This is a genomic window from Micromonospora sp. NPDC049645, from assembly GCF_040675155.1.
GTDB lineage: Bacteria > Actinomycetota > Actinomycetes > Mycobacteriales > Micromonosporaceae > Micromonospora.
The window spans coordinates 57,850-82,933 of record NZ_JBFAOI010000006.1 but is presented as its reverse complement, the minus strand read 5'-3'; the positions used below and the strand labels follow the sequence as shown (position 1 = coordinate 82,933).

At 72.4% G+C, this 25,084-nt stretch carries 21 protein-coding genes and 1 pseudogene; 15 read left to right on the top strand and 7 right to left on the bottom strand.

Going from position 1 to position 25,084, the window contains the following annotated elements:
* The first annotated feature begins 19 nt into the window (after nucleotides 1-19).
* Nucleotides 20-481 carry a GNAT family N-acetyltransferase gene (locus AB0J33_RS15885; RefSeq protein ID WP_363614063.1) on the top strand — a complete coding sequence of 154 codons (462 nt, stop codon included), beginning with the start codon at nucleotides 20-22 and terminating at the stop codon, nucleotides 479-481.
* Between the two features lie 105 nt (nucleotides 482-586).
* On the opposite strand, the gene rpmB is transcribed toward AB0J33_RS15885, so the two are convergent.
* On the bottom strand, nucleotides 587-778 hold the full coding sequence (gene rpmB, locus AB0J33_RS15880) for a 50S ribosomal protein L28 (protein ID WP_007456456.1): 192 nt from the start codon (nucleotides 776-778) through the stop codon (nucleotides 587-589).
* Between the two features lie 287 nt (nucleotides 779-1,065).
* Between rpmB and AB0J33_RS15875 the strand changes: the two genes are divergently transcribed.
* A complete protein-coding gene (locus AB0J33_RS15875; protein ID WP_363614060.1) occupies nucleotides 1,066-2,685 on the top strand; it encodes a DAK2 domain-containing protein in 1,620 nt (539 codons plus the stop codon).
* Nucleotides 2,682-4,880 carry an ATP-dependent DNA helicase RecG gene (recG, locus tag AB0J33_RS15870; RefSeq protein ID WP_363614058.1) on the top strand — a complete coding sequence of 733 codons (2,199 nt, stop codon included), beginning with the start codon at nucleotides 2,682-2,684 and terminating at the stop codon, nucleotides 4,878-4,880. The genes AB0J33_RS15875 and recG overlap by 4 nt, the downstream gene beginning before the upstream one ends.
* Nucleotides 4,881-5,127: 247 nt before the next feature.
* Here the strand turns inward: recG and AB0J33_RS15865 are convergent, their stop codons facing one another.
* Nucleotides 5,128-6,645: a cell wall anchor protein gene (locus AB0J33_RS15865; protein WP_363614056.1), complete on the bottom strand. Its 1,518-nt coding sequence runs from the start codon at nucleotides 6,643-6,645 to the stop codon at nucleotides 5,128-5,130.
* A gap of 305 nt (nucleotides 6,646-6,950) precedes the next feature.
* Here AB0J33_RS15865 and rsmD point away from each other — a divergent pair, with 305 nt between their 5' ends.
* The 9 genes and pseudogenes from rsmD to AB0J33_RS15820 all read left to right on the top strand — a co-directional run bounded on the left by rsmD (nucleotide 6,951) and on the right by AB0J33_RS15820 (nucleotide 15,000).
* Nucleotides 6,951-7,514 (top strand): 16S rRNA (guanine(966)-N(2))-methyltransferase RsmD, encoded by a 564-nt coding sequence (gene rsmD / locus AB0J33_RS15860; protein WP_363614054.1) that lies wholly within the window; start codon nucleotides 6,951-6,953, stop codon nucleotides 7,512-7,514.
* Entirely contained in the window at nucleotides 7,511-7,993 is a 483-nt protein-coding gene (coaD, locus tag AB0J33_RS15855) for a pantetheine-phosphate adenylyltransferase (RefSeq protein WP_363614052.1), read from the top strand. The genes rsmD and coaD overlap by 4 nt, the downstream gene beginning before the upstream one ends.
* Before the next feature lie 259 nt (nucleotides 7,994-8,252).
* Nucleotides 8,253-8,750 (top strand): hypothetical protein, encoded by a 498-nt coding sequence (locus AB0J33_RS15850; protein WP_030335287.1) that lies wholly within the window; start codon nucleotides 8,253-8,255, stop codon nucleotides 8,748-8,750.
* Between the two features lie 109 nt (nucleotides 8,751-8,859).
* Nucleotides 8,860-9,423: a YceD family protein gene (locus AB0J33_RS15845; RefSeq protein WP_110562455.1), complete on the top strand. Its 564-nt coding sequence runs from the start codon at nucleotides 8,860-8,862 to the stop codon at nucleotides 9,421-9,423.
* A 5-nt stretch (nucleotides 9,424-9,428) separates the two neighbouring features.
* A complete protein-coding gene (gene rpmF, locus AB0J33_RS15840; protein ID WP_030335284.1) occupies nucleotides 9,429-9,602 on the top strand; it encodes a 50S ribosomal protein L32 in 174 nt (57 codons plus the stop codon).
* Nucleotides 9,603-9,737: 135 nt separating this feature from the next.
* Entirely contained in the window at nucleotides 9,738-10,700 is a 963-nt protein-coding gene (locus tag AB0J33_RS15835) for a phosphate acyltransferase PlsX (protein ID WP_363614617.1), read from the top strand.
* A pseudogene (gene rnc, locus AB0J33_RS15830) lies at nucleotides 10,697-11,404 on the top strand (ribonuclease III); the annotation flags it as partial. The gene AB0J33_RS15835 and the pseudogene rnc, both read left to right, overlap by 4 nt.
* 298 nt (nucleotides 11,405-11,702) lie before the next feature.
* Entirely contained in the window at nucleotides 11,703-12,560 is an 858-nt protein-coding gene (gene mutM / locus AB0J33_RS15825; RefSeq protein WP_363614049.1) for a bifunctional DNA-formamidopyrimidine glycosylase/DNA-(apurinic or apyrimidinic site) lyase, read from the top strand.
* A gap of 220 nt (nucleotides 12,561-12,780) precedes the next feature.
* A complete protein-coding gene (locus AB0J33_RS15820) occupies nucleotides 12,781-15,000 on the top strand; it encodes an MMPL family transporter (RefSeq protein WP_363614046.1) in 2,220 nt (739 codons plus the stop codon).
* Between the two features lie 27 nt (nucleotides 15,001-15,027).
* Here the strand turns inward: AB0J33_RS15820 and AB0J33_RS15815 are convergent, their stop codons facing one another.
* Together AB0J33_RS15815 and AB0J33_RS15810 are read right to left on the bottom strand one after the other, a co-directional pair.
* On the bottom strand, nucleotides 15,028-15,870 hold the full coding sequence (locus tag AB0J33_RS15815) for an endo alpha-1,4 polygalactosaminidase (RefSeq protein WP_363614043.1): 843 nt from the start codon (nucleotides 15,868-15,870) through the stop codon (nucleotides 15,028-15,030).
* A 117-nt stretch (nucleotides 15,871-15,987) separates the two neighbouring features.
* Nucleotides 15,988-17,106, bottom strand: a complete 1,119-nt coding sequence (locus AB0J33_RS15810; protein ID WP_363614041.1) for a CAP domain-containing protein — start codon at nucleotides 17,104-17,106, stop codon at nucleotides 15,988-15,990.
* A gap of 372 nt (nucleotides 17,107-17,478) precedes the next feature.
* Between AB0J33_RS15810 and AB0J33_RS15805 the strand changes: the two genes are divergently transcribed.
* The 3 genes from AB0J33_RS15805 (at nucleotide 17,479) to AB0J33_RS15795 (ending at nucleotide 22,255) form a co-directional block, all read left to right on the top strand.
* Nucleotides 17,479-17,673: a hypothetical protein gene (locus tag AB0J33_RS15805; protein WP_007456482.1), complete on the top strand. Its 195-nt coding sequence runs from the start codon at nucleotides 17,479-17,481 to the stop codon at nucleotides 17,671-17,673.
* Between the two features lie 347 nt (nucleotides 17,674-18,020).
* Nucleotides 18,021-21,635: a chromosome segregation protein SMC gene (smc, locus tag AB0J33_RS15800; protein ID WP_363614038.1), complete on the top strand. Its 3,615-nt coding sequence runs from the start codon at nucleotides 18,021-18,023 to the stop codon at nucleotides 21,633-21,635.
* Entirely contained in the window at nucleotides 21,635-22,255 is a 621-nt protein-coding gene (locus tag AB0J33_RS15795) for an HAD-IA family hydrolase (protein ID WP_363614036.1), read from the top strand. The genes smc and AB0J33_RS15795 overlap by 1 nt, the downstream gene beginning before the upstream one ends.
* 7 nt (nucleotides 22,256-22,262) lie before the next feature.
* Here the strand turns inward: AB0J33_RS15795 and AB0J33_RS15790 are convergent, their stop codons facing one another.
* The 3 genes from AB0J33_RS15790 to AB0J33_RS15780 are packed head-to-tail and all read right to left on the bottom strand — an operon-like array spanning nucleotide 22,263 to nucleotide 24,952.
* Entirely contained in the window at nucleotides 22,263-22,784 is a 522-nt protein-coding gene (locus AB0J33_RS15790; protein WP_363614034.1) for a DinB family protein, read from the bottom strand.
* 44 nt (nucleotides 22,785-22,828) lie between these two features.
* Nucleotides 22,829-23,323 carry a universal stress protein gene (locus AB0J33_RS15785; RefSeq protein WP_363614032.1) on the bottom strand — a complete coding sequence of 165 codons (495 nt, stop codon included), beginning with the start codon at nucleotides 23,321-23,323 and terminating at the stop codon, nucleotides 22,829-22,831.
* A gap of 9 nt (nucleotides 23,324-23,332) precedes the next feature.
* Entirely contained in the window at nucleotides 23,333-24,952 is a 1,620-nt protein-coding gene (locus AB0J33_RS15780; RefSeq protein WP_363614030.1) for an MDR family MFS transporter, read from the bottom strand.
* Nucleotides 24,953-25,084 lie beyond the last annotated feature (132 nt).

Sequence of the window (25,084 nt, the reverse complement as noted above, 5' to 3'; positions counted from 1 at the left end):
CCGCCGTACCCTGGATACCGTGAGTGAGATCGAGATCCGGGCGGTGCGGTTCGACGCACCGGTGGCACAGCACCTGATCCAAGCCGCACTGGCCGACCTCGGGGCCCGCTACGGCGGCTCCGGCGACGACACCCCGGTGGACGCGGCCGAGTTCGAGCCGCCGGACGGCGCGTTCCTGGTCGCCTATCTCGGCGGTGAGCCGGTCGGCTGTGGCGGCTGGCGCAGCCACGGGGCCGACACCGCGGAGCTGAAGCGGATGTACACCGCCCCGGCGGCCCGGGGGCGGGGGGTGGCCCGCGCGGTGCTGGCGGCCGTCGAGCGCTCGGCCCGTGAGCGGGGCCGCAAGCGGATGGTCCTGGAGTGCGGCGACAAGCAGCCCGAGGCGATCGCGATGTACGGCTCCGCCGGGTACGAGCGGATTCCGAACTTCGGCTTCTACAAGGACGCGGAGGGCTGCGTCTCCTTCGGCCGTACCCTCTGATCCGCGGGTCGGACGCCGGCGGGCAGGCCCCGGCGCGGACACGACAGAGCCGGCGGACCGCAGGGTCCGCCGGCTGAGCCGTACGAGAAGGTGGGTGCTACCGCGTCAGGCGCGGGTGACCTTGCCGGCCTTGATGCACGAGGTGCAGACCTGCAACTTCTTGGTGTTGCCGCCACCGGCCGGGGTACGCACCGACTGGATGTTCGGGTTCCAGCGGCGGTTGGTCCGCCGGTGCGAGTGGGACACGTTGTGGCCGAAGCCCGGTCCCTTGCCACAGACGTCGCACACGCTAGCCACGGGATACTCCTGGGATTGATACGTTCATGAGGTCGCCGGCAGGTGCTGCCCGGGCAACCTGGTCAGGTTACCCGATGACTCGCCGACCCGGCCAACCGGCCCGGTCCGGCGCTCGCCCGTGCCCCGGCTCACGCCTGGTCGTGGGCCCGTCCGCCCGACGGTGGGCCGGCCCGGCGGCAAGGCTACCGGAGGGGTTCGTCCGCGTTACGGCCACCGCCGGCCCGAGGCGCGGAGGACACGCCGGACGAGTCCGACGGGTGTCGGTGCGCGCCAGTAGGCTTCTGCCCGTGCTGGACACCCTCGACGCCGCCGCGGTCCGCCGCTGGTGCGCGGGCGGGTTGGCCGCACTGAAGCGCCACCAGGGCGAGATCGACCAGCTCAACGTCTATCCGGTGCCCGACGGCGACACCGGCACCAATCTGGTGCTCACCCTCACATCGGCCCAGCAGGCCCTCGCGATGGATCTGGACACTCTCCCCGACAGCGGGCCGACCGCCCACGGGCACGCGCTGCGGCTGATGGCGCAGGGCGCGCTGCTCGGCGCGCGGGGCAACTCCGGGGTGATCCTCTCGCAGATCCTGCGGGGGTTCGCCGACGAGGTCGCCGGGGTGCCGGCGGTGCGCGGCCGGGAGTTCGCCGCCGCGCTGCGCTGCGGCACCACCGCCGCGTACACCGCCGTCGCCCGGCCGGTCGAGGGCACCCTGCTCACCGTGGTCGCCGCTGCCGCCGCCGCTGCCGAACGCGCGGACACCGACGACCTGCCGACGGTGGCCCGCGGCGCGGCCCGGGCGGCGGCCGAGGCGCTCACCCGGACCCCGGAGCAACTGCCGGCGCTGGCCCACGCCGGTGTGGTCGACGCCGGTGGCCGAGGGCTCTGCGTGCTGCTCGACGCCCTGGTCGAGGTGCTCACCGGGGAGAGCGCGCCCGCGCCGACGCCCGCGCCCACGCCGCGCTCCGCCCGCCCGGCGGCCACCGTCGCGCGCGAGACCGGTTCCGACGAGTACGCGTACGAGGTGCAGTTCCTGCTCGATGCCGGAGCCGAGGCGGTCGCCGAGTTACGCCGGGCACTGGACGCGCTGGGGGATTCGCTCGTCGTCGTCGGCGACGGTCGTGAGCCGACGGGCACCTGGAACGTGCACGTGCACGTCAACGACGTGGGCGCGGCGGTCGAGGCCGGTGTGGCGGCCGGCCGGCCGTACCGGATCTCGGTGACCCGTTTCGCCGACCAGCCGGAGCCGCCCCCCGGCCCGGCGGAGGCAGGTCGGGCCGCGGTGGTGGTCGCCACCGGCGGCGGCATCGCCGACCTGTTCGCCGCGGAGGGTGCCACCGTGCTGCCGGGCAACCCGTCCACCGGTGAGCTGCTGGACGCCATCCGGAGCACCGGCGCGGCCCGGGTGGTGGTGCTGCCCAACGACGCCAACACGGAGGCGGTGGCGAGCGTGGCCGCCCGTGAGGCCCATCGGCACGGCATCAAGGTGAGCGTGGTGCCGACCCGCTCGCCCGTGCAGGCGCTGGCCGCCCTCGCGGTGCGCGACGGCGACCGCCGCTTCGAGGACGACGTCATCGCCATGGCCGAGGCGGCGGGCGCCTGCCGTTACGCCGAGGTCTGCCACGCCAGCCGGGAGGCGCTGACCGTGGCCGGGCCGTGTCGGCCCGGTGACGTGCTGGCGCTGGTCGAGGGCGAGGTGCACCTGATCGGCACCGACCTCACCGACACCTGCGCGGCCGTCGTCGACCGGATGCTCGGCGGCGGTGGCGAGCTGGTCACCCTGTTGGCGGGGGTGGACGCCCCGGCCGGGCTCACCGATGCCGTCCGCGCGCACGTCGCGCGGCGCTGGCCGTTCGTCGAGGTGCACGCGTACCCGGGCGGCCAGCCGTTTTATCCGCTCCTGGTAGGGATCGAATGAGCGAACCAGCCACGGTGGACACTCCGCTGAAGAAGCTGGTCGGGGACAAGACAGCCAAGGCGCTGGCCTCGCACCTCGACCTGCACACCGCGGGTGACCTGGTCTACCACTTCCCGCGTCGCTACGACGAGCGTGGCGAGCACACCGACATCCGCTCGCTGGACGTCGGTGAACAGGTCACCGTGTTGGCCCAGGTGCAGCGCACCGCGCTGCGCCCGATGCGTCAGCGGCGGGGCAACCTGTTGGAGGTGACCGTCGGCGACGGCACGGGCGGGGTGCTGACGTTGACCTTCTTCGGCAACCAGGCGTGGCGCGAGCGGGAGCTGCGCCCCGGCCGGTGGGGCCTGTTCGCCGGCAAGGTCACCGAGTTCCGGGGCAAACGGCAGCTCAACGGCCCGGAGTACGTCCTGCTCGGCGAGGGTGGCGACGGTGAGGCGGCGGTCAGCGACGACATCGAGGAGTTCGCCGGCGCGCTGATTCCCGTCTACCCCGCCGCCGCGGCCGTGCCGACCTGGGTGATCGCGCGCTGCGTCCGCGTCGTTCTGGACACGTTCACTCCGCCGGACGATCCGCTGCCGAGCGACGTGCGGGCCAGCCGGAAACTGGTCGGGCTGGGCACCGCGTTGACCGAGATCCACCGACCGTCCAGCAAGGAGCAGCTGTACCGGGCGCGGCGGCGTCTCAAGTGGGACGAGGCCTTCGCCGTCCAGTTGACCCTGGTGCAGCGCAAGCACCGGGCGGCCGACTGGCCGGCCCGGCCCCGCCCGGCGCGGCCGGGCGGGCTGCTGGAGGCGTTCGACGCGCGACTCCCGTACGAGCTGACGGCCGGTCAGCGTGAGGTGGGCGTGGAGATCGCGGCGGACCTGGCCACCCCGCACCCCATGCACCGGTTGCTCCAGGGCGAGGTGGGCTCGGGCAAGACGGTGGTGGCGTTGCGCGCGATGCTCCAGGTGGTCGACGCGGGCGGGCAGGCGGCCCTGCTGGCGCCCACCGAGGTGCTCGCCGCCCAACACCACCGCGGCATGCTCGACCTGCTCGGCCCGCTCGGGCGGGCCGGTGAGCTGGGTTCCGCCGAGCAGGCCACCCGGGTCGAGCTGGTCACCGGTTCGCTGGGCGCGGCGGCCCGCCGCCGGGCGCTCGGCGAGGTGGCCAGCGGCGCCGCCGGCATCGTGCTGGGCACCCACGCCCTGCTCTACGAGGGGGTCGACTTCGCCGACCTCGGGCTGGTGGTCGTCGACGAGCAGCACCGTTTCGGCGTGGAGCAGCGCGACGCCCTGCGGGCCAAGGCCGACCAGCCGCCGCACGTGTTGGTGATGACGGCCACCCCGATCCCGCGCACGGTGGCGATGACCGTCTACGGCGACCTGGAGGTGTCCACGCTCTCCCAGCTGCCCCGGGGCCGCTCACCGATCGCCTCGCACGTGGTGCCGGCCGCCGAGAAGCCGGCCTACCTGGAGCGGGCCTGGCGTCGGCTGCGCGAGGAGGTGGCCGCCGGCCACCAGGCGTACGTGGTCTGCCCGCGGATCGGCGAGGGACCGACGTCGGAGGAGGAGCCGCCGCCGGTCGACGACAACGGGCGTCGCCCGCCGCTGGCGGTGACCGAGGTGGCTCCGCTGCTGGCCGAGGGTCCGCTGCACGGGTTGCGGATCGGGGTGTTGCACGGTCGGCTGCCGGCCGACGAGAAGGACGCGGTGATGCGTTCCTTCGCCGCCGGTGACCTGGACGTCCTGGTCGCCACGACGGTGGTCGAGGTTGGCGTGGACGTGCCGAACGCGACCGTGATGATCGTGCTGGACGCCGACCGGTTCGGGGTCTCCCAACTGCACCAGTTGCGGGGCCGGGTCGGCCGGGGTGCCGCCGCCGGGCTCTGCCTGCTGGTCAGCGAGGCGGCGGAGGGCTCGTCGGCGCGGGAACGGCTCGACGCGGTGGCGTCCACAAGCGACGGTTTCAAGCTCGCCGAGCTCGACCTGGAGCAGCGCCGGGAGGGTGATGTGCTGGGTGCCACCCAGTCCGGGCGCCGGTCGCATCTGCGGCTGCTGTCCCTGCTGAAGGACGCCGACCTGATCCGCGACGCCCGAGCCGAGGCGATCGCCCTGGTCGAGCGCGACCCGGAGCTGACCGGGAACCCGGCGCTGGCCGCCTCGGTGGCCGCCCTGGTCGACGAGGACCGCGCGGAGTACCTGGAAAAGGGCTGACCACCCGCCCGGCGGTCGGTCTGCTGGCCGCCTGCCTGCGGGCCGCCTGCCTGCGGGCCGCCTGCCTGGGGGCCGCGTGCCTGCGGGCCGGCCCGGTGATCCACTCCGATTTCACGAAACCGGGGTATCCCCGCCGACGGGATACCCCGGTTTCAGTGTTGTCGAGTGGATCAGGCAGGCCCGCTACATGGCTGAGGGCGCGCCGACCGGGTGGTCGACGCGCCCTCAGTGATCAGAGCGGGTTGTCTCAGGCGGTGAAGCGCACCCGACGACGACGGGCCACCACGAACAGGGCGGCACCGGCAGCGAGCAGCAGCAGGGCACCGGCGATGATGCCGCCGGTGGCAGCACCGGTCACCGGAAGGCCCGGCTCCTCGCCGCCAGCGCCACCGCCACCGCAGTTGCCCTCCGGCGTGTAGATCGCCTCAAGCTCCATGTCCAGGTCGGGGAGTGCGACGATCGCCGTCTTGTCCTTCCCGGCCTCGAAGGTCACCGTCTCCGACGCGCCGGCCGCGACGGTACGGGTCTCGGTCTTGCCGTCGTAGCTGAACGTCGCCTTGACCGGGAGCCCACCCTCGGGGTTGGTCGCGGTGAGGGCGAAGTTCTTGCAGTCGGCCTTGGTGGTGACGGCCGGCAGGGGGCAGTCCTCGGGGCGCTGCCACGAGTAGGTGCCGTTCTCGACGGCCTTGCCGTCGACCAGCACCTCGATCTTGCCGGCGTCGGCGGCGGGCACCACGATGCTGGTGTCGGCCTTGCCGGCCGGGACGGAGACCTTCTTGGAGAAGCCGTTCTCGCCCTTGACCTCGAACTCGACGGCGTACTTGCTGATCTTGCCGTCGTTGCTCAGCGAAACGGCGACCGATCCGTCGCAGTTGGACGCGAAGGTCGAGGCCGGGGTGGTGCAACTCTTGCTGCCGCCGTTGTACCAGCCCTGCGGGCCCTTGGACCGGCTGCCCGGGGCGCCGGGCGAGCCGAGCTTCTTGTCGCCGTACCGCTTGCCGCCATCAACCAGCTCGTCGATGACCTCGTCCTTGCCGCCCCAGATCAGGTCGACCTGGGTGTGGCAGTCGGGGATCTCGACGTTCAGCGTGATCTCGGTCTGGGTGCCACCGACCCAGTCGGTGTCCGGCGTGCCGTAGACGTACTGCGGGGTGGCGAACTGCGGCCGCGGCGCGAAGTACGACACCAGCGTGAACCACTGCTTGCCCTCGCCGCAGAGCGGCAGGTCACCGTCGAGCTTGACGGTGGCGGTGCCCTTCGGGCCGTCGAAGGTGTGGCTGTACGTGGCCTTGTCGACCTCGACGCACTTCGGGGCCGGCGCGCAGGCCTTGTCGGCACCGAGGGTGATGGTCTCGTCCTTGGTGTTGTCCGCGGTCTTGACGCCGTCCACCAGCCACTCGGCGTACACCTTGAGGTTCGCCGTGGTGGTGTCGCCGGGCACCCGCTGGACGGCCGTCACGGAGCTGCCCTGGTCGATGACGTAGCCCTGCAGCGGTGCCGACTTGGCGCTGTCGCTGAGCACGTTCACCGGGGTGTCCGGGTTGGTGGTCACCGTCTGGAGCGTGGCGTCCTTGTTGGTCTCGCTGTTCTCCACCTTCCACGTGATCACGCGCTCGCCGGTGAGCCGGTCACAGTCGGCGGTGGCGGTGATGGTGGTGTGGTGTGCGCTGGCTGGGGTGGCCACCGCGACGACCCCGGTGAGGCCGATGAGGGCGGCTCCCAGGATGGCCAGCGGTCGCCGGAGCGACAGCTTGGGACGGATCACGGGTACTCCTGGAGTGCTGAAGCGTCAGGGGTGTGGCCCGGGAGTGACAGTGGACGGTCACTGCACGTCCGATAGGAGAGGCGTCCTCCCGAGCCGCGGGTCGGTGGGTTGCCGCCGACACCCGGCAGACCCTAGCGAGATCGCCGCGCGTGATACAGCGCTCAGGTTTAGCTAAGGCGGATGTTATGAATTTGAGATCATTGATATACGAAATGTGATCACCTGTTCCGCATGGTGGTACCGACCGTGTCGGCCGCCAAGTCCGACGGGTCGCGTAGCGTCGCGGGCATGAGCAGGAGGAAACGGTGACCCGGATCGTGGCCGGGACGCTCGGTGGCCGACGAATCGCCGCGCCACCCGGCGCCGGCACCCGACCCACCTCGGATCGGGTCCGGGAGGCGCTGTTCAGTGCCGTCCAAGCCGAGGTCGACCTTGACGGTGCCCGCTTCGCCGACCTGTACGCCGGCTCCGGCGCGGTCGGGCTGGAGGCGCTCTCCCGGGGGGCCCGGCACGTGCTGCTGGTCGAGTCCGACCCCCGGGCGTCCCGGGTGATCCGGGAGAACGTGGCGGCTCTCCGCGCCGGCTCGGCGGCCCGCCTGGTCACCGGCAAGGTGGCGACGGTGCTGGCCGCCGGACCGGACGGCGAGCCGTACGACGTGGTGTTCGCCGACCCGCCGTACGCGGTGCCGGACGCGGAGATCACCGCGCTGTTGACCGCGCTGGTCGATGGTGGCTGGCTGACGGCTGACGCGTTGGTGGTGGTGGAGCGGTCCAGCCGGACCAGGGAGTTCGACTGGGTGGAAGGGATCACCCCGGAACGCAGTCGCCGTTACGGCGAGACCACCCTTTGGTACGGTCGCCGATCATGAGACGTGCGGTGTGCCCCGGTTCGTTCGACCCGGTCACCAACGGACACCTCGACATCATCGGTCGGGCCAGTCGGCTCTTCGACGAGGTGATCGTCGGTGTGCTGATGAACCAGTCGAAGAGTGGCCTGTTCACCGTCGAGGAGCGGATCGAGATGCTCCGCGAGGTGACCTCGTCGTACGGCAACGTGCGGGTCGAGTCGTTCCGGGGGCTGCTGGTGGACTTCTGCCGGGCCCAGCAGGCGAGTGTGCTGATCAAGGGCCTGCGCGCGGTCAGCGACTTCGACTACGAGTTGCAGATGGCCCAGATGAACATCGGTCTGGCCGGCGTCGAGACGTTGTTCATGCCGACCAACCCGCTCTACTCGTTCCTCTCGTCGAGCCTGGTGAAGGACGTCGCCAAGTGGGGCGGGGACATCTCCGCCCACGTCCCCGACCCGGTCCGCGAAGCCCTCCAGGCCCGCCTGGGCCCCCGTCCCTGAGTCGAGCCGACCCCGCCCTCCCGCGATCTTGCACTTTTGGTTGCCGAGTCGCCCTTTTTCGGGCGGTTTGGCACGACAGGAAATGCAAGATCGACGGGAAGGGGCGCGAGGCGGGCGCGCGGGGTGACAATGTCGCGACTCGCCGGGTTGGGGTGAGTGGGGCGGCGGTGGGGCGGGCACGACATGATTGGTGGCGCGGGGAACGGCCGTAGCCCGCATCATTGAGGTCGGCCGACGAACGACAGGAGTGAGGTAGCCGGTGGACCCGCTCGATCGCATCGACGAACTGATCGCCATCCTGGAGCAGGCCCGCTCCGTCCCGATGTCGCGCAACAACTGCATGGTCGACCGGGGCGAGATGATCGCGGCCCTCGACGAGATGCGTGCCGATCTCCCCGCCGACCTGCGTCGCGCCGCCGCGCTCCTGGAGGAGCGCGACAAGATCATGGAAGCCGGCAAGCGCGAGGCGGACCGGATCATCAGCGAGGGTGAGGCAGAACACGCCCGCCTGGTCTCGGTGAACGAGATCACCGTGTCGGCCGAGCACGAGGGTGCCCGGATCATCGGGGAGGCTCGCGCCGAGGCGCAGCGCCTGCGGGAGGAGGTCGACGACTATGTCGACACCGCGCTTGCCAACTTCGAGCAGTTCCTGACCCGGGCGCTGGCCTCGATAGAGCGCGGCCGGGACAAGATGCACGCGCTGCGGGAGATCGGCACCTTCGCTGGGGATGAGGCGGAACGCCCGCTACCCTTCTGAGCGGCACCTCACCAGCCGACTTCTCAGGCGGGCGTCGCCCCCGGTTCGACGGTCCGGCGGTCGTCCAGGTAACCTTTTTTGTCGGCCTCTCACCGGCCGGAGTCTAACTATGCCCAAGCACTCGCCATCGACACTCAACCCCAGGTCGCCGCTGGTCCTCGACACGAGGGACCTGCCGCGCCGCCCTGGCGCGTTGCGTGAGGTCCAGCGGGTCGTGCCGGCACCGGCGGACCTCGGTGTGGAGTTGATCGGCGTGCCGGAGGGCGCAGACCTCGACCTCGATCTGAGGTTGCAGTCGGTGTCCGAGGGCGTGCTCGTCTCCGGGACCATCACCGGTCCCGTCCGGGGCGAGTGCGGCCGCTGCCTGCGCGAGATCAACGACTCGATGGGCGTGACGATCCAGGAGCTGTACGCGTACGAGGACAGCACCACGGACGCCACGACCGACGAGGACGAGGTGGGCCGGATGCAGGGCGATCTGATCGACCTGGAGCCGGCGCTGCGGGACGCGTTGGTGCTCACGCTGCCGACCAACCCGCTCTGCCGGGAGGACTGCCCAGGACTGTGCCCCGAATGCGGGGCGCACTGGGACGATCTGCCGGCCGACCACAGTCACCAGCAGATCGACCCGCGTTGGGCGGGCCTGTCGCAACTGACCGTTACAGAGGAGTAAGAACCGTGGCCGTCCCGAAGCGCAAGATGTCGCGCAGCAACACCCGGTCCCGCCGGGCGAACTGGAAGGCGACCGTGGTCGCGACCGTTGCGTGCCCGCAGTGCAAGTCCCCGAAGCTGCCGCACGCCGCCTGCTCCGTCTGCGGCACCTACAACGGCCGCCAGGTTCTCGAGGTCTGACCTGGACGCCGAGTGACGCCCCCGACCCCAGGTCGGGCGGCGCGCGCATCCTGGCATTCGCCCGGTGCCCCGGCTCCCTCCGACGTCGGCCGGCCCAATCCGGCCGGCGTTCCGGCGGAGCCGGGCACCGCGCGGATCGCCGTTGACCTCCTCGGCGGGGACGACGCTCCCGCCGTCGTGGTTGACGGCGCTCTGCGGGCCATGCGCGCCGACCCTGACCTGCATCTGCTTCTCGTCGGCCCGACCGAGGTCGCCGACGGGTTGATCGCTGCCCTCGATCCGACGCAACGTGCCCGGATCACGGTGCGGCCCGTCCGCGCTGTCGTCGGCATGGCCGACCATCCCAGCGCGGCCCGCGCCGAAAGCACCGTCCGGGCCGCCGTCACCGCCGTCCGGGATGGCACCGCCGACGCCCTGGTCTCCGCCGGCGCCACCGGCGCCACCGTCACCGCGGCCGTGCTCGGTCTCGGCCGCTCGCCGGAGATCCGCCAACCCGCCCTGGCCGCCACCCTGCCCGCCGTGGCGGGGCCGGTCGTGCTGCTCGACGTCGGCGGCTCCCTGGAACCCCGCCCGGCCACCCTCGCCCGGCACGCCGTGCTCGGCGCCGCGTACGCCGCGGTGGCCCACTCGATCGCCGCGCCACGGGTCGGGCTGCTCTCGGTCGGCACCGAGGCCGGTAAGGGCGACCGGGTCCGCCGGGCCACCGACCCCCTGCTCGCCGTCGAACCGCTGCCCGGCGGGGCGCGCTACGTCGGCCTGGTCGAGGGGTACGACGTGGCCCTCGGCGCGCGCGCCGATGTGGTCGTCACCGACGGCTTCACCGGTAACGTGCTGCTCAAGGCCATCGAGGGCGCGTACGCGATGGCCGGCGGCCCACCCGCCGAGGGCGGCGCGCCCCGCGCGGCGGCCCTGCTGGGCGTCGCGGGGACGGTGGTCGTCTGCCACGGTTCCGCCCGCGCCGACGACGTCGCCTCCGGCATAGCTCTCGCCGCCCACCTGTGGCGGCGGCGCGCCACCGATCTGGTCACCGCGTTGCTCGACGGCGACGCCGCGACGGATCGCACCGACCGCTCCACCGACACCGAGGTACGCACATGAGCAACGACAAGCGGCGGCGGGCGTCCGTCGATCACCTGGAAGCCGCCTTCGGGGTGAGCCTGGAACCCGAGCTGCTCCAGCGCGCGTTGACCCACCGGTCGTACGCGTACGAGAACGGCGGGCTGCCCACCAACGAGCGGCTGGAGTTCCTGGGCGACTCGGTGCTCGGCGTGGTGATCACCACGGCGCTCTTCCACAACCACCCGGACCTGCCCGAGGGGCAGTTGGCCAAGCTGCGCGCCAGCGTGGTCAACATGCGGGCGCTCGCCGACGTGGCCCGCGGTCTGGGCCCGGACGGCCTCGGTGCGTACCTGCTGCTCGGCAAGGGTGAGGAGACCACCGGTGGCCGGGACAAGGCGAGCATCCTCGCCGACACGCTGGAGGCGCTGCTCGGCGCGATCTACCTCCAGTACGGCCTGGACACCGCGGGGATCGTCATCCACCGGCTCTTCGATCCGTTGATGGCGGAGTCGGCCGGTCGAGGTGCCGCACTGGACTGGAAGACCAGCCTCCAGGAGCTGACGGCGGCGCTCGGGCTGGGCGTGCCGGAGTACCGGATCGAGGGCACCGGCCCGGACCACCTGAAGACGTTCACCGCCTGGGTGGTGGTGGCCGGTAACCGGTACGGCGGCGCCGAGGGGCGCAGCAAGAAGGAGGCCGAGCAGCGGGCCGCCGAGGCGGCCTGGCGGACGCTCGCCGAGCAGAACGGCCAGAGCGGCCAGAGCGGCGACGCCGGCCAGGATGGTCGCGCCGGCGACGACGGCCGGGATGGTCGCGCCGGCGACGACGGCCGGGATGGTCGCGCCGGCGACGACGGCCGGGATGGTCGCGCCGGCGACGCCGGCCGGGACCAGCCGATCGACCCGGACGACGCGACCGACCGGGACGAGCCGTTCGGGCCCCTGGAGCGCGCCGAGCGGGCCGCTCAGGCCGAGCGGGCCGACCACCTGGCGCAGGCGCTGCCGGCGGGCGGCGCCGACGGCCACGAGACCGGGTTGCGGCGTGCCTGAACTGCCCGAGGTGGAGACCGTCCGGCAGGGGCTGGCCCAGTGGGTCGTCGGCCGGCGGATCGCCTCGGTCGAGGTGCGTCACCCGCGTGCGGTCCGTCGGCACGCTCCGGGCGACGTGCACTTCGCCGACGTGCTCGCCGGCCGGACGGTCCTGGACGCCCGCCGTCGCGGCAAGTATCTGTGGCTGCCACTGGACAGCGGCGACGCGATCATCGGGCACCTCGGCATGTCGGGTCAGCTGCTGCTCCAGCCACCCGGCACGACCGACGAGACCCACCTGCGGGTCCGGTTCCGGTTCACCGACGACGGTCCGGAGCTGCGCTTCGTCGATCAGCGCACGTTCGGTGGGCTCTCGGTGAGCGAGGGCGGCGCCGAGCTGCCCGACGAGATCGCGCACATCGCCCGCGACCCGATGGATCCGGAGTTCTCCGACACGGCGTTCGTCGCGGCGCTGCGCCGCCGGCACACCGAGGTGAAGCGTGCCCTGCTCGACCAGACCCTGATCTCCGGGGTGGGCAACATCTACGCCGACGAGGCGCTCTGGCGCGCCCGGCTGCACGGCGGCCGACCCACCGACGCGCTGACCGGCCCGGCCGCGCAGCGCCTGCTCGGCCACGTCCGGGACGTGCTGGCCGAGGCGATCAGCGAGGGCGGCACCAGCTTCGACGCCCTCTACGTGAACGTCAACGGCGAGAGTGGCTACTTCGACCGGGCGCTCAACGCCTACGGTCGCGAGGGCGAGCCGTGCCGCCGGTGCGGCGCGCCGATCCGTCGCGAGGCGTTCATGAACCGATCCTCGTACAGCTGCCCGCGCTGTCAGCCACGGCCCCGGGGTTCCCTTCGGGGATGACCCGGAGTCGGCTCCGGGGCGGTGCCGGCGGGTCGCGGCGGGTCGCTCCGGCAGACCCCCGGGGTACGCCCGGATCACCGGTCGCCGCCCGCCGGACGGACCCCCGTCCCCGGTGCGGTGATTCCAGGGTGGGCCGGGGCTGATCCCGGATATCACCGCCTTGTCACGCTCCTAACGTCAGCACCGTTGACAGGGGGTTGACGTGACAGGGGGACCCGAGATGGCGAAGAGACCGGTGACGGTGCGGCTGGCGCGGTGGAGCGCCGAGCACCCGTGGCGGGCGATCGCTCTGTGGGCGGTGTTCGTGGCGGTGTGCTTCGTCGGCGGCAACGCTGCCGGCCTCAACGAGGCCACCGGGGGCGACCAGGCGATCGGCGAGACGGGGCGGGCCGGCCTGATCGTGGACGCCGGTGACTTCGACGACCCGGCCGTGGACAACGTCCTCATCACCTCCCGGGGTGGGGCGCTGGACCAGACCGCGGCGAAGGCGGCGGCCGACGACGCGGCGGCCCGGCTGCGTACGGTGACCGGGGTGGCCGAGGTGGGCCAGCCGATCACCGCGCGGGACGGCTCGGCGCTGCTGCTGCCGATCACCATGTCGGGCGATCCGGAGACGGCCTCGGAGCGGGTGCAGCCGTTGCGGGACGCCACCGCCGGCGTGCAGGCCGCGCACCCCGAGCTGCGTGTCGAGCAGGTGGGTGGGCCGTCGATCGGGCAGGCCCTCGACGACACCCTCGGCAAGGACTTCAAGCGTGCCGAGCTGCTCAGTCTCCCGGTCACGCTGGCCATTCTGATCATCGCGTTCGGCGCGCTGATCGCGGCGAGCGTGCCGGTGTTGCTGGCCCTCTCGTCGGTGGCTGCCGCGATGGGTCTGTCCACGCTCGCCTCGCACCTGGTGCCGGCCACCGACACCACGGCGCCGGTGATTCTGTTGATCGGCATGGCGGTCGGGGTCGACTACTCGCTGTTCTACATCCGTCGGGAGCGGGAGGAACGCGCCAGGGGCCGGTCCGGTCTGGACGCGGTGGAGATCGCGGCGGAGACCTCCGGGCACGCCGTGGTGGTCTCCGGCTTCGCCGTGATGATCTCGATGGCCGGGCTGCTGCTCGCCGGCGACGTGGTCTTCTCGTCCCTCGCCATCGGCTCCATCCTGGTGGTCGCCGTCGCGGTGACCGGTTCGCTGACCGTCCTACCCGCCCTGCTGGCCCGGCTCGGTCGCTGGGTGGACCGGCCCCGGGTGCCGCTGCTCTGGCGACTGACCGCGCCGCGTACCGGCCGGCACGGTGAGCCGCGCACACCCCGACTGTGGCCCGCGGTGCTCCGACCCGCGCTGCGCGCGCCGGTGGCGACCCTGGTCATCTCGGTCGGGTTGCTGCTCGCGTTGGCCGCCCCGGCGCTCGGGATGAAACTGAAGTTCCCCGGCATGGAGGACCTGCCCCGCACGACCCCGGCCATGCAGGCGTACGACCGGCTCACCGCCGCATTCCCGAGCGCCGGCACCAATCACGTGGTGGCCATCCGGGCGCCCGCCGACCAGGCCGACCGGGTTCGTGCCGCGCTCACCGACCTGTCCACCCGGGCCGCCGGCGATCCGCTGTTCGCCGCGGCCGAGGCGGACGGTCCGAAGATCGAGGTGTCGGCCGACCGGCGGGTTTCGGTGCTGGAGGTGGCCACCCCGTACGCCAGTCGGGACGACCGCTCGGTGCAGTCGTTGGAGAAGTTGCGCGGGGACCTGGTCCCGGCCGAGCTGCGGGGCATCCCCGGCATCGAGTACGCGGTCGGCGGCAGCGTGGCCGACAGCGAGGACTACGCCCAGCACGTCCGGGACAAGTTGCCGCTGGTGATGGGCTTCGTGCTGGTGCTGACCTTCCTGGTCATGGCGTTCACGTTCCGGTCGGTGGTGATCGCGGCAAGCTCGATCGTGCTGAACCTGCTCTCCGCCGGTGCCGCGTACGGCCTGCTGGTGCTGGTCTTCCAGGGTGAGTGGGCCGAGGGGTTGCTCGGCTTCACCTCGATGGGCGCGATCGTGTCCTGGCTGCCGCTCTTCCTCTTCGTGGTGCTCTTCGGCCTCTCGATGGACTACCACGTCTTCGTGGTCAGTCGGATCCGTGAGGGGATCCGGTCCGGCATGCCCAACCGCGACGCCGTGTCGTACGGGATCACCTCGTCGGCCGGGGTGGTGACCAGCGCGGCGATCGTGATGGTCGGGGTCTTCTCGATCTTCGCGACGCTGAGCACGATCGACATGAAGCAGCTCGGCATCGGCCTGGCGGCGGCGATCCTGCTGGACGCCACGATCATCCGAGGCGTGGTGTTGCCGGCGTTGATGACGATGCTCGGCGACGCCAACTGGTGGGCCCCGCGCTTCCTGCGCCCGCGCCCGGCTTCCGCCCCCGCCGATCCGCCCGCACCCACGCCGGAGTTGGTGCCGGTGCCCTGACCACAGCCGGGGTGGGGTGGGGTGGGTTTAGGGGAGGGGGCAGGCTTCTCGGGACGCGTCCAACTCGCGGTCCTTGCGGATCGACGCGAAGCCGTAGCCGACCGTGGTGACACAGAACTCGTCGGTCGAGCCGGTGTACTCCACGTGGAAGACCGGCTTGCCGGCGTCGCTGAACGGCAGCAGCTTGGCGCACTGGGTCAGCCGGACGCACTCCTCGTTGACCGCGAAGTCGAAGTCCGGTGCCAGCGCGGCGAGCTGTGGCACGTCGTTGACCAGCCCGGGTGACAGGCTCAGCGAACGGGCCAACTCGGCCAGCCGACGGTTGAACAGCAGCTGGTCGTCGAAGTCGAGCGGAAAGCCGCTGCGGGCGGCGTACCCGTCGGCGTCGAAGAGTGCCACCGCGCCGAAGCCCTTGCCCCGGCACAGCCGGAACCGGTCGGCCAGCACCGGTCGGAGCGCGTCCCAACTCCGCACGTCCAGCCACCGGCTGTCGGGTCGACGGCCGACCGCGCCGCGGACGATCTCCGGGAACCGGCTGGCGTCCGGGTCGGCGGAGCGGACCGAACCCACGTGCACCTGACAGATCAACCGGCGGTCCCGGGAGCGCAGCTCGGCGGTCTGCGCGGTGGTGGTGGCCACCGGGTCGAGCAGGAAGACGGTCGCGTCGACCGCCGGGTCGAGCGGGCCGGTGAGCTGCCACTGCCACTGCCAGTGCCGGGCCTGTGCGGCTGGCCACGCGGTGGGCGCGCCGGGCGGGGTCAGCGCGGGTCGGCACCCGTACGCCGGCACCACCAGGGCGAGCGCGACGCCGGCCGACAGGACGCGGCGCAGTGTGCGTACGGTGGCGCGTCGCCGCGGCCGGATCCGCATCGGCAGCTCCCGGGTTCCGGGCGGCCCGTCGCCGCCCTCACCGGTACGCGGCCCGCACCCTCCGGCCCGACGTACCTCACCGGGTCAAACGAGCGCGGGGGCGGGAACGACGCGCGGTCAGCGCGGCGCCGCGAAGACCTGCGTCCAGTACGGCCCGTTGCTGCTGGCGATGCCGACGCCGATCTCGGTGAACGCGCAGTTCAGGATGTTGGCCCGGTGGCCGGAGCTGTTCATCCAGGCGTCCATCACCGCGGCCGGGTTCTGCTGGTTCCAAGCCACGTTCTCACCGTACGTGCGCCAGGCGTAACCGACGCGGTCCAGCCGGACGCCGGCGTTGCTGCCGTCACTGCCGGTGTGCGTCATGTTCTGGTGGTCGGCCTGGTCCTGGCTGTGCCGCTGGGCGGCCGTCATCAGCTTGTCGTCGATGCTCAGCGCCTTGCAGCCGGTCTTGGCCCGCTCGGCGTTGACCAGGTCCACCACCTCGCGGGCCTGGGCGCTGACGGAGCCGGTGGAGCCGGCGGAGCCCGAGCCACTGGACCCGCCGGTGCTGCTCGGCGCGGTGCTGCGCTGAACGCCGCGCCGCGACGCGGCGGTGGTCCGTGCCGCCGTCGGCGTGGGTTTGACGACCCTGCTCGGCGACGGGCTCGGGGACGTCGGGCTGGGTGTGCTGGACGGCGACGGCGCGGCGAGGGTGTCCAGGGCCGGTTCCTCGGTCGGCGCCGCCGACGCCGCGTACGTGTCGTCGACGGCGGTCGGCTGGGCGGCCCCGTCGTCACCGCCGGGAAGCGCGAGCGCACCGACGCCGACGCTCACCACGAGCGTGGCGGCAGCGGCGGCACCTCCGATCATCAGCGGCTTGCGCCAGCGGCGTGGGGAGCGGTGCCGCCCCCCGCCGGGCCGTCCGGTCGCGCCGGCACCGCGCCAGCCGTCGGTGGTCTGCGGGTCGGTGTCGGTGTGCCAGTCGGCGGAGGCGTCCCGGGCCGGGCCGTTGGTGCCCCAGTGGTCGGTCGCACCCGCCGGCCAGGCGGCGGCGTACGGGTCGGCCGTCGGCTCCGGCTGCCGGTGGTCGTCGGCGTGCTCCCGGTGCCACTCGTCGCCCGTCTGGCCGGGCTCGTCACCGAACAGGTAGGCCGAGCGGGGCTCCGGGCGGTCGTGCAGCCAGGCCGGCTCGTCGGTCGGCCGCTCGGCGCGCCGGGGGGCGCCGTTCGGGTCCATCGGATCGGTCCAGCCGTGCACGCCTATGCCTCCAGGGGTCGGTTGTGGGCCGGGGTGACGCTACGGCGCGCCCGCGACCTGCGGCAACGTGGCTAAGAAAGAGTTAAGGGGAAGTCGGACGCCAGGGGGCGGACTTCCGCGGATCCGGGCGTACAGTAAAGGCGTCCGGACAGAGCGTGTCCGTGCCTTGTAGGCAGCCCCCCGACAAGTGGACAGGTCGACGTGGAGATGATCTACGGCCTGCGAGAACTTGACGAAGGAGGGGTTTGCGGCTCAATATATAGGTGTCGCCAGTCGCGCCCGGTCATGCCCAGATACAGCCTGGAATGACAGCCGCGTACAAATGGGCGCGCGTTGGCCGGCCTTTCCGGCAGCGCATATCAAGGAGTCAGCATGGCGAAGGCCCTCTACGGCCACGTAGGTGCAGCGCCCGACCGGCGTCTGCTCGACGAGGTCACCCGGCTGCGTGCCAGGGTTCAGGCACTGGAGTTCGAGATCACGCGTCTGCGTGCCGACAATGATCGGCTCGCGGCGGCTGCGGCGGAGGCGGACGATCTGCTCCGTCTGGCCGAGCCGGCGCTGACCTGATCTCCAGGTCGTAAAAACTGAATCGCACCACCGCGAAAATGCGCGCCGACACCTCTGTGCCGGCGCGTAACACTGTCCGGCACCTTTCGACGCCGACGATTCATGATCTTGTAATGGGTCGCGCCCGGTAAGCCCGCCGCGCAGTTTCGAAAGAGCGCCGACGGATAAGCCGATCATGAAAGGCGCTTGCCTTTCTGGTGGCCAACGGAACAACACCGCGCCCTCGCGCGACCCGACGCGGGGCGGGTCGCGTGCCGGCCCGCTCCCACCGCCGGGTTAGTCTGCGAGTTCACCCAGGTCCCCACAGCCGGCGACGGTACGGCGGCCACCGGACGAGGATCGAGTAGGTGTATCTCAAGAGCCTGACGGTGAAGGGGTTCAAGTCCTTCGCCTCCGCCACGACGTTGAAGCTGGAGCCCGGGATCACCTGTGTGGTGGGCCCGAACGGCTCGGGCAAGTCCAACGTCGTCGACGCCATCGCCTGGGTCCTCGGCGAGCAGGGCGCCAAGGCCCTCCGTGGCGGCAAGATGGAGGACGTCATCTTCGCCGGCACCGCCGGCCGGGCGCCGTTGGGTCGCGCCGAGGTCACTCTCACCATCGACAACACCGACGGCGCGCTGCCGATCGAGTACACCGAGGTCTCCATCACCCGCCGGATGTTCCGCTCCGGTGAGAGCGAGTACGAGATCAACGGCAACTCCTGTCGGTTGCTCGACATCCAGGAGCTGCTGTCCGACTCCGGCATCGGCCGGGAGATGCACATCATCGTCGGGCAGGGCCGGCTCGACGGCATGCTGCACGCCAAGCCGGAGGACCGTCGGGCGTTCATCGAGGAGGCGGCCGGCGTCCTCAAGCACCGCAAGCGCAAGGAAAAGGCGCTGCGCAAGCTCGACGCGATGCAGACCAACCTCAACCGGCTCACCGACCTCACGGCCGAGCTGCGCCGCCAGCTCAAGCCGCTGGGTCGGCAGGCGGAGGTGGCCCGCCGTGCCGCCGCCATCCAGGCCAACCTGCGTGACGCCCGACTGCGCCTGCTCGCCGACGACCTGGCCACGCTGCGGACCACCCTGGACCGGGAGATCGCCGACGAGACCGCGCTGCGTGAACGGCGCGAACAGATCGAGGGCGAGCACGCCGAGGTGCAGGGCCGGCTCGGTGAGTTGGAGGCCGCCCTCGCGGAGGACGCTCCGCTGCTCGCCGCCGCCCAGGACACCTGGTACAAGCTCTCCGCCCTACAGGAACGCTTCCGCTCGATCGAGCAGTTGGCCCGGGAGCGGCTGCGGCACCTCAGCGCCACCGGCGACGACGAACGGCCGGGCCGCGACCCGGACCAGCTGGAGGCCGAGGCGGAACGCGTCCGTGAGCAGGAGGAGGAGCTGCGCGGGGCGCTCACCGACGACCAGATCCGGCTGGCCGAGGCGGTCGAGCACCGTCAGGAGCTGGAGCGTCAGCTCGCCGCCGCCGAGCGGGAGCTGGTCGCCGCGGCCAAGGCCATCGCCGACCGGCGGGAGGGGATGGCCCGGCTCACCGGTCAGGTCAACTCCGCTCGGGCCCGGACCACCAGCGCCGGCGAGGAGATCGAACGGCTCGCGATCGCGCACGCCGACGCGCTGGGCCGCGCCGAGCAGGCGCAGGCCGACCTGGACGCGGTCGCTGCCCAGTCGACCGAGGCCGACCGGGACAACGCCGACCTGGACGCCCGGCACGCCGAGGCGGTCGCCGTGCAGGAGCGGGCCCAGGCCAGCGTTCGATCGCTCGCCGACGCCGAGCGGGCGGCGGAGAAGGACGCCGCCACCTGGAAGGCCCGCGAGGAGGCGCTCGCCCTGGGGCTGCGGCGCAAGGACGGCGCCGGGGCGCTGCTCGCCCGCGCGGGAGACGTGCCCGGCCTGCTCGGCAGCCTCGCCGGCCTGCTCACCGTCGCGCCGGGTCACGAGGCCGCGCTGGCCGCCGCGCTCGGTGGCCTCGCCGACGCGGTCGCCGTCACCGGGGTGGACGAGGCCGTCGAGGCGATGCGGCTGCTGAAGATCTCCGACGCCGGCCGGGCCGGCCTGCTGGTCGGCAGCCCGGCAGGCCCCGGCATGACCGGCACCGCCGACGCGCTGCGCCCGAAACTGCCCGACGACGCCCGGTGGGCCCCCGATCTGGTGGAGTGCGACGCCGAGCTGCGTCCGGCGGTACACCGGGCCCTGCGCGACGTGGCACTCGTCGACGATCTCGCCGCCGCGGCGGAGTTGGTTGCCAGCAACCCCGAGCTGCGGGCGGTCACCCCGGACGGTGACGTGGTCGGGGCGTACGCCGCGGCCGGCGGGTCGGCCAAGGCGCCCAGTTACATCGAGGTGCAGGCCGCCGTCGAGGAGGCCCGCGCCAACCGGCTCACCGCCGAACGCGCTGGCCTGGAGCTGCGTGATCAGTTGGTCGAGGCGCGTGCCGAGGTGGCCGCCGCCAAGGAGGCCGTACAGCACGCCGCCGCCGAGAAGCGCGAGGCGGAGAGCCACCGCAACGCCGCCGCTCGCCGGCTGGCCGAGCTGGGCGCGGCGGCCCGGTCCGCGAAGGCCGAGACCGACCGGCTCGGCGAGTCCCGCTCCCGGGCCGAGGCCGCCCGGCAGCGGGACCTCACCGCGCTCGCGGAGCTGGAGGAGCGGCTGCGGCTGGCCGAGGAGACCCCGGTCGACGCCGAGCCGTCCACCGAGGAACGGGACCAACTCGCCGCCATGGTGCCGCAGGCCCGGCAGAACGAGATGGAGGTCCGGCTCGCCGTGCGTACCGCCGAGGAGCGGGTCTCCTCGATCGCCGGCCGGGCCGACTCGCTCGCCCGGCAGGCCACCGCGGAGCGGGCGGCCCGGGAGCGCGCGGCGGCCCGGCGGGCCGCCCGCGCCCGGGGTGCGGGCATCGCCCGGTCCGTCGCCGGTGGCGCCCGGGAGGCGCTGACCCGGCTATCCACCTCGATCGCGACGGCCGAGGAGCACCGCGACGCGGTCGCCCTGGAGCGCGCCGCGCGGGAGGCGGAGCTCCAGGAGGTACGCGGGGCGGCCAAGCGGCTCGGTGCCGAGCTGGAGCGGCTGACCAGCCAGGTGCACCGGGACGAGGTGGCCCGGGCCGAGCAGCGGCTGCGCATCGAGCAGTTGGAGGCGAAGGCCGCCGAGGACTTCGGACTGGACGTGGAGACGCTGGTCGCCGAGTACGGCCCCGCCCAGCCCGTTCCGCCCACCCAGGTCGACGTCGCGGCGGCCGAACGTGACGGCCTGCCGGTGCCCGAGCCGGTGCGCTACGAGCGGCCGGTGCAGGAGAAGCGGGCCGCGAAGGCCGAACGCGAACTGGCCCTGCTCGGCAAGGTCAACCCGCTCGCGCTGGAGGAGTTCGCCGCGCTCGAGGAGCGGTTCAAGTTCCTCTCCGAGCAGTTGGAGGACCTCAAGGCCACCCGTCGGGACCTGCTCACCGTGGTCAAGGACGTGGACGAGCGGATCCTGGAGGTCTTCGCCAGCGCCTTCGAGGACACCGCGCGGGAGTTCGAGCAGGTGTTCACCGTGCTCTTCCCCGGCGGCGAGGGGCGGCTGATCCTCACCGAACCGGACGACCTGCTCACCACCGGCGTCGAGGTGGAGGCCCGCCCGCCGGGCAAGAAGATCAAGCGGCTGTCGCTGCTCTCCGGTGGCGAACGGTCGCTGACCGCGGTGGCCATGCTGGTGGCGATCTTCCGTGCCCGGCCCAGTCCGTTCTACATCATGGACGAGGTGGAGGCGGCCCTGGACGACGTGAACCTGGGCCGGCTGATCACGTTGCTGGCACAGTTGCGGGAGAAGAGTCAGCTGATCGTCATCACGCACCAGAAGCGGACGATGGAGATCGCCGACGCGCTCTACGGCGTGACCATGCGCAGCGGGGTCACTCAGGTGATCAGCCAACGGCTCAACCGGGCCGACGAGGACGACCAGCGGCACGGCCGCGGCGAGGAGAACGGGTAGTGGCTCGGGAACGCGCGACGGCGCTCCTGCTGGATCTGGACGGCGTACTGCGCCGGTTCGACCCCGCGGTCGCCGCCGGGGTGGAGCGGGAGTACGGCCTCGCGGACGGGGTGCTCCTGGAGATCGCCATGCAGTGGGGACGGCTCCAGCCGGTGCTCACCGGCCAGGTCAGCCACGCCGAGTGGGTCAGCAGCGTGGCGGACGCGCTCGCCGAGCCGGCCGGTGGGCCGGACCGGGCCCGCGCGGCGGTGGAGCAGTGGCAGCGCTACCGCGGCGAGGTGGACACCGAGGTGCTCGACTTCGTCCGCGAGGTGCGCGCCGCCGGGATCCGGGTCGGCCTGGCCACCAACGCCACCGACCTGCTCGACGCCGACCTGGCCGCCCTCGGCCTGGTCGGCGAGGTGGACGTGGTGGTCAACTCGTCGACGCTCGGGGTGCACAAGCCCGCACCGGAATACTTCCAGGCCGCCTGCGTGGCCCTGACCACCCCGCCGGCCCGGGTCCTCTTCGTCGACGACGAGGACTGGGCCGTGCGGGGTGCCCGGTCGGCCGGGCTGTCCGCGCACCGCTGGGGCGGCCACGCCGACCTGCGGTACCTGCGGGCGGCCCTGGACTACTGAGCGCTGCTCACTCGCCGGTGACGCCGTCGATGCGTTCGCGGATCAGATCGGCGTGACCGTTGTGCCGGGCGTACTCCTCGATCATGTGCACGTACACCCAGCGCAGGTTGAAGGTGCGTTTCTTCGCGCCCACCTCGGTGAACGTCTCGTCGAGCGAGTGGCCGGCGGCGGCCTCGCGGGCCAGCGCCACCTCCCGGTGGAAGGTGGCGAAGTCGGCCTCGGCGTCGGCGGAGCTGACGTCGAGGTCGGCGTCCGGCGTCTGCGGGGTGAAGTACGGGTAGTCGGCCAGCGCACCGGCGAAGTTCTCGCGGAACCACCAGGTCTCGACCTCGGCCAGGTGCCGGACCAGGCCGAGCAGCGTCAGCCCGGACGGTTCCACGCTCGGCGTCTTCAGCTGCTCGGCGGTCAGGCCGGCGCACTTCAGCAGCAGGGTCTGGCGGTGGTAGTCGAGCCAGCCTTCGAGCATGGTGCGCTCGTCGCCGACGTACGGTTCGGGGGTTCGGGTGATCTCCGGTGCGGTCCAGGTCATGCCGCGCATCCTGCCGGGCACCCCGGTCCCGCCGCGACGGGTTATCAGGGCACCACGACGACGGGCCAGCGGCCGGCGCGGACCAGCCGGGTGGCGACCGAGCCGACCAACCGGTGACCGGCCTGCTCGGAGGCGCCCACCACCAGCATGTCGGCGTGGAACTCGTCGGCGGCGGCGCACAGCTCGCCGTACGCGTCGCCGCGCCGGACCAGCAGGGTCACCGGAATGCCCCACTGCTCGGCCCCGCGCCGGCACTCGCGACGCAGCTCGTCGGCCAACTCGTCGTGGGTGCGCTGGACCGCGCCCGCGTCCATTCCGGGCACCAGGGCGGTCAGCCCGCTGGCCGAGCTGACGAAGACCACCACCAGGGCGGCGCCCTGCCGGCGGGCCAGGCCCGCCGCGTAGGCGCCGGCCCGCTCGGAGGTACGGGTGCCGTCGACCCCCACCATGATCACCCGGGGCCCGTCCGTGCCGCGCTCGAAGGGCAGCGGACGGGTCCGGGGGCCGTACTCCTCGCGGTCCGGTGCTCCCACGCCCATGGTCCTACCTCACCTCTGCTCGCCGGTACGGACCACGGCTGCTCCGGCGCCGGCGGCGAGAGTCGATTCCCGCTCGACCTCGTCGGAAACCGGGTTGCTGTTGTGCTGGCGCAGCGGCACCTCCTTGATGAAGATCACCGCGATCAGCGCGATCAGCGCGAAGGGCGCGGCGGTGAGGAAGATGTCACCGGCGCCGTGGCCGTACGCGCTCTCCACCACGGCGCGCAGCGGGCCGGGCAGGGTGTGCACGTCGGGCAGGGCACCGCCGCTGCCCGAGCTGGACGCGGGGATGCCGAGCTGGGCCAGCCCGTCGGCGGTGTAGTCCTTGACCTTGTGGGCCAACACCGCGCCCAGGGCGGACACACCGATCGCGCCGCCCAGGCTGCGGAAGAACGCGACCACCGAGCTGGCCGCGCCGAGCTCGTGCGGGCCGACGGTGTTCTGCACGGCGAGGACCAGGTTCTGCATGGTCAGGCCCAGGCCGACGCCGATCAGCACCATGTAGACGCTGAGCACTGTGAAGCTGGTGTCCGCGCGGAGCGTGCCCATGAGCGCGAAGCCGACGGTGAGCAGCGTCGAGCCGAGCACCAGGAAGCGCTTCCAACGACCGGTCTTGGTGATGATCCGCCCGCCCACGGTCGAGGCGACGAGCAGGCCGAGGATCATCGGCAGGGTCATCAGACCGGACATGGTCGGGCTCTGACCCCGGCTGATCTGAAAGTACTGGCCCAGGAAGATCGACGCGCCGAACATGCCCACGCCGACCGCGATGCTGGCGACGACGGCGAGGGTGATGGTGCGGTTGCGGAACAGCCGCGGCGGGATCATCGGCTCGGCGGCCCGGGTCTCGACCCGGACGGCAACCGCGCCGAGCACCAGGGCGCCGAGCACCATGGCGACGGTCTGCCAGGACGCCCAGGCGAACTGGTCGCCGGCGAGGGAGACCCAGATGAGCAGCAGCGAGACAGCCGCGGTGATCATGGTGGCGCCCCACCAGTCGATCTGCGCCTTGCGCTTGACCACCGGCAGGTGCAGGGTCTTCTGCAGCACGACCAGCGCGGCGATGGCGAACGGCACGCCCACGTAGAAGCACCAGCGCCAGCCGAGCCACGAGGTGTCGACGATCACGCCACCGATCAGCGGGCCGCCGATGGTGCCGACGGCCATCACGGCGCCGAGGTAGCCGCTGTAGCGGCCCCGCTCGCGCGGCGCGATCATCGTGGCCATGATCACCTGGGCCAGCGCGGTGAGACCGCCGGCGCCGATGCCCTGGAGCACCCGGCAGGCGATCAGCTCACTGGTGCCCTGGGCGAGGCCGGCCAGCACCGAGCCGAGCACGTAGATCGCCAGGGAGAGCTGGACCAGGGTCTTCTTGCTGGTCAGGTCGGCGAGTTTGCCCCAGATGGGGGTGGTCGCGGTGGTCGCGAGCAGAGCCGAGGTGACCACCCAGGTGTACGCGGACTGGCCGCCGTGCAGCTCGGTGATGATCCGTGGCAGTGCGTTCGAGACGACCGTGGAGGAGAGGATCGCGACGAACATGCCCAGCAGCAGGCCGGAGAGTGCCTCCAGGATCTGCCGGTGGGTCATGTTGACGGCGGGCGCCTGGATCGGCACTGTCGCCTGGCTCATCGTTGTTGCCTCCGAGCGGAGTCGAGGTGGAACGGCGGGGCTGGTACGCACGGGCCGCCTGAGAGTTGCCTGAGGCAACCGTAAGGCTTGGTTGCCTGAAGCAACAACTTGTCGGGCGGGCCGGCTATTCCC